This window comes from Dinghuibacter sp., from assembly GCF_035492835.1.
GTDB lineage: Bacteria > Bacteroidota > Bacteroidia > Chitinophagales > Chitinophagaceae > Dinghuibacter.
Genome location: NZ_DATJIY010000104.1, coordinates 1 through 7,333 on the forward strand (window position 1 = coordinate 1; position 7,333 = coordinate 7,333).

The 7,333-nt window shown below is 58.5% G+C and carries 7 protein-coding genes; 3 read left to right on the forward strand and 4 right to left on the reverse strand.

The features are described from left to right. Positions 1-209 precede the first annotated feature (209 nt). Together VL547_RS10070 and VL547_RS10075 are read left to right on the forward strand one after the other, a co-directional pair. On the forward strand, positions 210-1,010 hold the full coding sequence (locus VL547_RS10070; protein WP_325577533.1) for an enoyl-CoA hydratase/isomerase family protein: 801 nt from the start codon (positions 210-212) through the stop codon (positions 1,008-1,010). After that, a complete protein-coding gene (locus tag VL547_RS10075) occupies positions 1,007-2,356 on the forward strand; it encodes an anaerobic C4-dicarboxylate transporter family protein (RefSeq protein ID WP_325577534.1) in 1,350 nt (449 codons plus the stop codon). The genes VL547_RS10070 and VL547_RS10075 overlap by 4 nt, the downstream gene beginning before the upstream one ends. Here VL547_RS10075 and VL547_RS10080 read toward each other — a convergent pair. The 4 genes from VL547_RS10080 to lptB form a co-directional block, all read right to left on the reverse strand. Beyond that, complete coding sequence (locus VL547_RS10080) at positions 2,351-2,983, reverse strand: carbonic anhydrase (protein ID WP_325577535.1); 633 nt, start codon at positions 2,981-2,983, stop codon at positions 2,351-2,353. The two genes, VL547_RS10075 and VL547_RS10080, sit on opposite strands and share 6 nt — an antisense overlap. A gap of 34 nt (positions 2,984-3,017) precedes the next feature. Continuing rightward, positions 3,018-3,773 (reverse strand): 3-oxoacyl-[acyl-carrier-protein] reductase, encoded by a 756-nt coding sequence (gene fabG / locus VL547_RS10085; RefSeq protein WP_325577536.1) that lies wholly within the window; start codon positions 3,771-3,773, stop codon positions 3,018-3,020. Positions 3,774-3,849: 76 nt separating this feature from the next. Further along, the gene (locus VL547_RS10090) at positions 3,850-5,373 is read right to left on the reverse strand and encodes a GH3 auxin-responsive promoter family protein (RefSeq protein ID WP_325577537.1); all 1,524 of its coding nucleotides are present in this window, start codon (positions 5,371-5,373) and stop codon (positions 3,850-3,852) included. Next, positions 5,370-6,137, reverse strand: coding sequence for an LPS export ABC transporter ATP-binding protein (lptB, locus tag VL547_RS10095; RefSeq protein WP_325577538.1), 768 nt, complete (start codon positions 6,135-6,137; stop codon positions 5,370-5,372). Before lptB ends, VL547_RS10090 begins: the two co-directional genes overlap by 4 nt. Before the next feature lie 54 nt (positions 6,138-6,191). Here lptB and VL547_RS10100 point away from each other — a divergent pair, with 54 nt between their 5' ends. Further along, complete coding sequence (locus tag VL547_RS10100) at positions 6,192-7,145, forward strand: methylenetetrahydrofolate reductase (protein ID WP_325577539.1); 954 nt, start codon at positions 6,192-6,194, stop codon at positions 7,143-7,145. The last annotated feature ends 188 nt before the right edge of the window (positions 7,146-7,333 follow it).

Sequence of the window (7,333 nt, forward strand, 5' to 3'; positions counted from 1 at the left end):
TGCCCCTTTTTCCCTCGCTTTGCGGTGTCCCGCAAAACGAGGGAAAAAGGGGCAGGACGCCCCAACATGACGCCAGAAGCACGCTGCCTCAGTGGCGCCGCGCGGAAATTTTAACGGCTCGGTAACGTCATTTTTTTATACTTTGTAGGTACATTGACGTCAATATCCTGTAACTGAAAACCCCAGAACGACTCAGGAGGTCCACATTTATGATCCACGAAATTCAGGAGGGTTACGTGAAAATCGAACACGATCACGGCATCACTACCCTCGAGTTCTACCATCCCCAAAGCAACGCCTTGCCGGGCAAATTGTTACACGAACTGGCTCAGGAAATCCACATCTCGGGCCTGGATCCCAAAACCAAGGTTATCATCCTTCGTTCCGCCGGTGACCGCGCATTTTGCGCCGGGGCCGCCTTCGAGGAGCTAGAGGGTATCCGCACCGAGGCCGAGGGACAGAAATTCTTCAGCGGCTTCGCGGAGGTCATCAACGCCATGCGGAAGTGTCCGAAACTCATCATCGGACGCGTCCAGGGTAAGTGCGTGGGCGGAGGCGTAGGCCTCGCCGCCGCGGTCGATTATTGCATCACCTGGGAAAAAGCGGAAATCAAGCTGAGCGAGCTCGCGTTGGGCATCGGACCCTTCGTCATCGCCCCGGCCGTCGAGCGCAAGATCGGCACGTCCGCCTTCAGCCAGCTGGCGATCGACGCTAATATGTGGCGGAACGCGGACTGGGCCAAGAAGAAGGGCCTCTTTGCCGAAGTCCACGAGAGCGTCGAGAATATGGACCACTCCATCAACCGCCTGGCGCATTCGCTGGCGCATATGAACCCCGATGCGATGAAGGAGCTGAAAAAGACCTTCTGGAAAGGAACCGAAAACTGGGACGAATTGCTTCACGAAAAGGCTGCCATCTCCGGCCGTCTCGTCCTGAGCGAATACACCCGTGAGGCCATCGAACGCTTCCGGAAAACCCGGGAATCGCAAAAAACAAAGACACCGGCTTGATCTGGATCCAGCTTGCCATTCTCCTTACTATGATCCTGCTCGGCGCCCGTATGAAGGGCATCGGGCTGGGTGTCATGGGTATGATCGGGATGCTGATCTTTGTCGTCGTGTTTCACCTCCGGCCGGGGGAGCCACCCCTGGACGTGATGATGATCATTTTGTCCATCGTCACGACGGCCGCTTGTATGCAGGCTGCGGGGGGACTTGACTATCTCGTTTATCTGGCCGAAAAGCTGATCCGGCGAAATCCGTCGCGCGTCGTTTTCCTGGGGCCCATCGTGGTGTTTTTTCTGGCATTGTTTGCGGGCACGTCCCACGTTGTCTATTCGATGCTCCCGATCATATACGAGGTGTCGCTGGAAAAGCGTATCCGGCCGGAGCGGCCGTTGAGCATTTCTGTTATCGCCTCGCACATCGCCCTTACGGGTAGCCCGATGGCGGCCGCCACCGCGGCGCTCGCGGCTATCCTCGGGTATCCCGGGGCTGCCGTGGACATCATGCGCGTCGCCATCCCGGCTTGTTTTATCGGGATGCTGGCGGGGGCGGCGTCGGTGTTGCGCATGGGGCGCGATTTGCCGGCGGTAGGGCCATTGCCCGGCGAAGCCGGGGCGTTGCCGGAGGGGGCGGCGCCAGCGGCAGTCGCGATGCCCGCGGCGGCTGTGGCACGCACTTTCAAACCGGGGGCGAAAACGGCGGTTTATATCTTTGGCGCGGCCATCCTGGCCGTCGTATTGGCGGGGTCACTGCCCTGGTTGTTGCCACACTGGCCCGCCGGTAAGGCCACCTTTAGCGTGAACGCGGACGGCACCCTCAAGATGGTGACGGTGATCGAGATCGTTACGCTGGCGGCCAGCGCGGCCATCCTGGCATTTACGCCTACCCGGGCGGCGGATGTGCCACGGACGGGTCTTTTTACCTCCATGGCAATTGCGCTGGTGTCGGTCTTTGGGGTGGTCTGGATGAGCGCTACGTTTATGGAGAACAACCAGCTGGTCATCCAGAACGCGCTGGGCGGGATCGCAAAGGCGCACCCATGGACGTTCTCGATCGTCGCCTTTATCATGGGGGTGCTGATGTTCAGCCAGGCGGCGACCACCAAGGTCGTTATGCCGCTGGGTCTGGCGCTGGGATTGCCGGCGCCCGTCCTGATCGCTATATTTCCAGCGGTCAACAGCGACTGGGTGTTACCCGGCTATCCCACATTGCTGGCGGCGATCCAGATCGACAAGACGGGGTCGACGCGGATAGGGAAGTGGTTGCTCAACCATAGTTTTATCCGGCCGGGCATAGTGACTGTCGTCGTCGCGATCGCGGTGGGGTTCGCGCTTGCGAAAGTGCTGCTATAGGTCCTCGTACTCGTAGAGCGGGTCGATCGGTGTATTGGGGGGTAAGTGGAGTATGGGATTGATGTATCCGTTCTTGAGGCCGTAGGCCCAGCCGTGGAGGTGGACGCGGTTCTCGTTTTTCCAGACACGTTGTATGGTGGACATTTTGGCCAGGTTCATTACCTGTTCCCGTACGTTTAATTCGACGAGCCGGTCGGCCCTGGCCTCTTCGCCCTCGATGGCGTCGAGCTCTTCCTGGTAGATGCGATAGACGTCCTTGATGTTCCGGAGCCATTTATTGAGGATGGCCTTGTAGTCGGTGCGGGTCATTGCCGCCCTGACGCCTCCGCAGCCATAGTGGCCACATACGATGACGTGTTTTACCTTCAGGATATTGACTGCGTAGTCCAGGACGGCGGCAAGGTTAACGTCGGTGTGGACGACGAGGTTGGCGATGTTGCGGTGGACGAAGATCTCGCCGGGTTGGGTGTCGGTGATCTGGTTGGCGGGCACGCGGCTGTCGCTGCAACCGATCCATAGGAATTCCGGAGATTGAAGTCCTGCAAGGCGATTGAAGAAATCCGGGTCTTCATCTACACGTAGCTGCGCCCATGCCCTGTTGTTGGATAGGAGTTTCTCGAAGTCCATAGCTGTCGTTCGCGCGGAGCCGCCGCGCTGTCGTTTATATGTTGAGGCCGCCGCAGGTGCTGATTACCTGGCCGGTGATGTAAGTGCTCATATCGGAGGCCAGGAAGAGCGCGGTGTCGGCGATCTCGCTCGTGGTGCCAAAACGGCCCATCGGGATCTTTTTGAGGAACTCCGCGGCGCCGTGGCCCTTCTTGAGGTAGTGCGTCATGTCGGTCTCGATAAAACCGGGCGCGATGGCATTGCAGCGGACGTGGCGGCTTCCGAGCTCCAGCGCGATCGACTTGGTGAAGCCGATGATACCCGCTTTGGAGGCGGCATAGGCGGCCTGCCCCGCGTTCCCGCGGACGCCGACGATGGAGCTCATATTGACGATGCTGCCGGATTTGGCCTTCATCATCGGTTTGATGACCTGTTTGGTCATGTTGTATACGCTGTCCAGGTTTGTCTGGATGACCTCCTGCCACTGCTCGGGGGTGACGCGCAGCAACAGGTTGTCTTTGGAGATACCGGCGTTATTGACGCAGACGTCCACGGTTCCGAATTCACCGATCACCTCGTTTACCAGGTTTTCGCACTCCGCATATACGGCCGCGTTACTCCGGTATGCTTTGGCCTTCACGCCTTTGGTCCAAAGCTCTTCTTCGATGGCTTTGGCCCGCGGCGCGCTGCTTTCGCTGACATAGGTGAAGGCGATGTGCGCGCCGTGCTCTGCGAACTTCCGCACGATACCCTCGCCAATGCCGCGCGCAGCGCCGGTTACGATGACGACCTTGTTCTTTAATAGCTGCATAATCTAATGATCTTGAAACGGCCACCGGCCGTTTTGGGCCCTTATTCGGGACGCGAAGATAAGACAAACTTCGTTGTCAACGCTCGTTCCAGCGCCGGATGAGCTCCAATATCTCCTCCATGTGCTTGCGGTCGTTCGATAGCCTGGGGACCTTGTGTTGCCCGCCGAGCTTGCCTTTTCCCTTGAGCCAGGCGTTGAAGAAGCCCTTTGGGACAGCGTGTGCGATGGGCAAGCTGAGGGCAATGTCCTTGTGCCGCTTTGCGTCGTAGTCGCTGTTGACCTGCCTCAGGGAGGTATCCAGCGCCGTTATGAAGGCGCTCATGTCGGCGGGTTCCGTTTCGAACTCGATCACCCATTCGTGCGCCCCATTGCCGTGGTCGCTGAAATACACGGGGGCGGCGGTGTAGTCGTTGACGATGGCGCCGGTCTGCTGGGAAGCCATGGCGATGGCCCTGTCCGTATTGTCGATGATGACTTCTTCCCCGAAGGCGTTGATGAAGTGCTTGACGCGGCCCGAGACCTTGACGCGGAAGGGGCTCAGGGAGGTGAACTCGACCGTATCGCCGACGAGGTAGCGCCACAGTCCTCCGTTGGTGGAGATGACCAGCGCATACTGTTTGCCAAGCTCGACGTGCTGAAGACCGATGGTCTGCGGGTCGGGTTTGCCGTATTCGCCGATGGGCATGAACTCATAGAAAATGCCGTGGTCCAGGAACAGGAGCATGCCCTCCACCGTTGGGTGGTCCTGGGCGGCAAAGAAGCCTTCGCTGGCGTTGTAGATTTCGAGGTAGCTGATCTCCTTACCCAATATGCGCGCGAACTGCTCCCGGTAGGGCGTAAACGAAACGCCCCCGTGGATGTACAGCTCGAGGTTGGGCCATACGTCCACGATGTGGTTTTTGCCGGTGATATCGAGGATCCTCTTTAGCAGGAGCAGCGTCCAGGTAGGTACCCCGGAGAGCGAAGTGACGTTCTCGTTCACGGTCGACGCGGCCAGCTTTTCGATCTTTGTCTCCCACTCGTCCATGAGGGCGATGGCCAGCTCCGGCGTGCGCAGCCATTGCCCGTAAAAGGGCGCGTTCTGGAGCAGCACGGCGCTCAAGTCGCCATAGTGAATATCTTCCGCGAACTTGCTGATCTGGTGGCTCCCTCCCACGACCAAGCCCTTTCCGGTGAGCAGGTCCGAATCGGGGAAGTTGGCGTAGTATAGGGTGAGCACGTCCCGCGCCGCCTTGTAGTGCCCGTCCTTGAGGCTTTCTTCCGTGACGGGGATGAACTTGCTCCGGTCGCTGGTGGTGCCGCTGCTCTTGGCGAACCAATGCACCGGCGTATTCCAGAGGAGGTTTTCCTCACCCTGCATCATCCTTTCGATATAGGGTTTAAGGTCCTCGTAGTCGTGTATGGGAATGCGCTGCTTGAATTCCCTTACCGAAAAAAGCTCCGACAAACCATACCTGCGCCCGATCTCGGTATACTGGGCCATCGTGACCAGATCCTGCAATACCTCCCGTTGCGCTTCGCGGGGATGCTCGGACCATTGCTGGACCCTCCAGTAGCGCAACCGCGCCAGCCGTGATATGGCAGGACTCAGGATTTTCATAACAAACCCGCGTCTTTGAGCAGGTAGTCTTTGCGTTTGAGCTCGAAGTTCCGGCCGAGGTACAGGCTCCGTACCTTTTCGTCAGCGGCCAGCTCCTCGGCGGTCCCTTGCTTGAATATCTTCCCCTCGATCAACAAATATGCCCGGTCGCAGATGGACAAGGTTTCGTTTACGTTGTGATCGGTGATCAGGATGCCGATGTTGCGGTACTTCAACCGGGCCACCACGCTTTGGATGTCCTCCACCGCGATGGGGTCGACCCCTGCAAAGGGTTCGTCGAGCAAGATGAACTTGGGGTCGACCGCGAGGGCCCGGGCGATCTCGGTCCGCCTGCGTTCACCCCCACTCAGGGAGTCCCCGTTATTTTTCCTAACATGCTGAAGGTGAAATTCTTCCAGCAGCGCTTCCAGTTTTTCGCGTTGTTCGGCCTTGGTCAGCTTCGTCATTTCGAGCACCGCCAAAAGGTTGTCTTCGACACTGAGCTTTCGGAAAACGGAGGCCTCCTGTGGCAGGTACCCTATCCCCATCTGAGCCCGTTTGTACATCGGCAGCTTGGTGATGTCCTCGTTGTTGAGGTACACCGCCCCTTCGTCCGGTCGGACAAACCCCACCACCATGTAGAAAGTGGTCGTTTTACCCGCGCCGTTAGGCCCAAGAAGCCCGACGATCTCTCCCTGCTGCACTTGTACGCTGACGTGATTGACGACGGTCCTCGATCCGTAGCGTTTGACCAGTTCCTGGGTGTGTATGGTTGCCAGATCCAATGTTGCTCGGTTTTGGAGCAAAAATAGTACCTTGCCGGGGTTTTATCATAAATTATGCAAGTTACCCAACACATACGGGACGCGAAAGACACGTTGGTTTCATTCGAGGTGCTACCCCCCCTGAAAGGCAAGACGATCCAGTCGATTTTCGAACACCTGGATCCCCTGATGGAGTTCAAGCCCTCGTTCATCAACGTGACCTACCACCGGAGCGAGCACGTCTATAAGAAACGTGCGGACGGCACTTTTGAAAAGGTCGAGGTCCGCAAGCGTCCCGGCACCGTGGGTATTTGCGCGGCGATCATGAACCACTACAAGGTGGACGCCGTCCCTCACATCATCTGCGGCGGCTTTTCCCGCCAGGAGACCGAGGACGCCCTGATCGATCTTGCTTTCCTCGGAATCGACAACGCCCTTATCCTCAGGGGTGACGCCGCCCGCAACGAGTCGAACTTCGAACCCGAGCCCAACGGTCACCGGTACGCCATCGACCTACTCCGGCAGGTGGTCCACCTGAACAACGGGGAATACCTGGAGGAAGACATCCGGAACGGCGGCCGCACCAACTTCTGTATCGGCGTCGCGGGGTACCCCGAAAAACATTCCGAGGCCCCCAACCTCGATTCGGATATTTCGTACCTGAAGGCCAAGGTGGACGCCGGCGCGGACTACATCACCACCCAGATGTTCTTCGACAACTCGAAATATTTCGACTTTGTCCAGCGCTGCCGCGAAGCGGGCATCCACGTGCCCATCATCCCCGGTCTGAAACCGCTGACCTCGAAGAAGCAGCTCAACGTGCTCCCGCGGACGTTCCACGTAGACATCCCGAACGACCTGTCCGTTGCCATCTCGTCCGCCAAGACCGATGCCGCCGTCGAACAGGTCGGTACCGAGTGGCTTGCGCAGCAAAGCCGTGAGTTGAAAGCGGCCGGCGTGCCCGTCCTGCACTATTATACCCTGGGGAAACCCCATGTCATTTACAACGCCGTCAAGTCGATCCTTTAGCTTAATGCTTTAATGCCTTAATGCTTTATGGCCCGGCCAGCCCGGGGGCACGGGTTGCCGGCCGGTTCTTTGTAGAAAACGGCCGGCAACCCGCGCCCCCGGGCTGGCCTCCCATGCTTCGGTCATGCGGCTGGTATTTACTAGTATTTATTTATTGGCTGATGGATGCGAGCGCGGCGCGCTTGGGC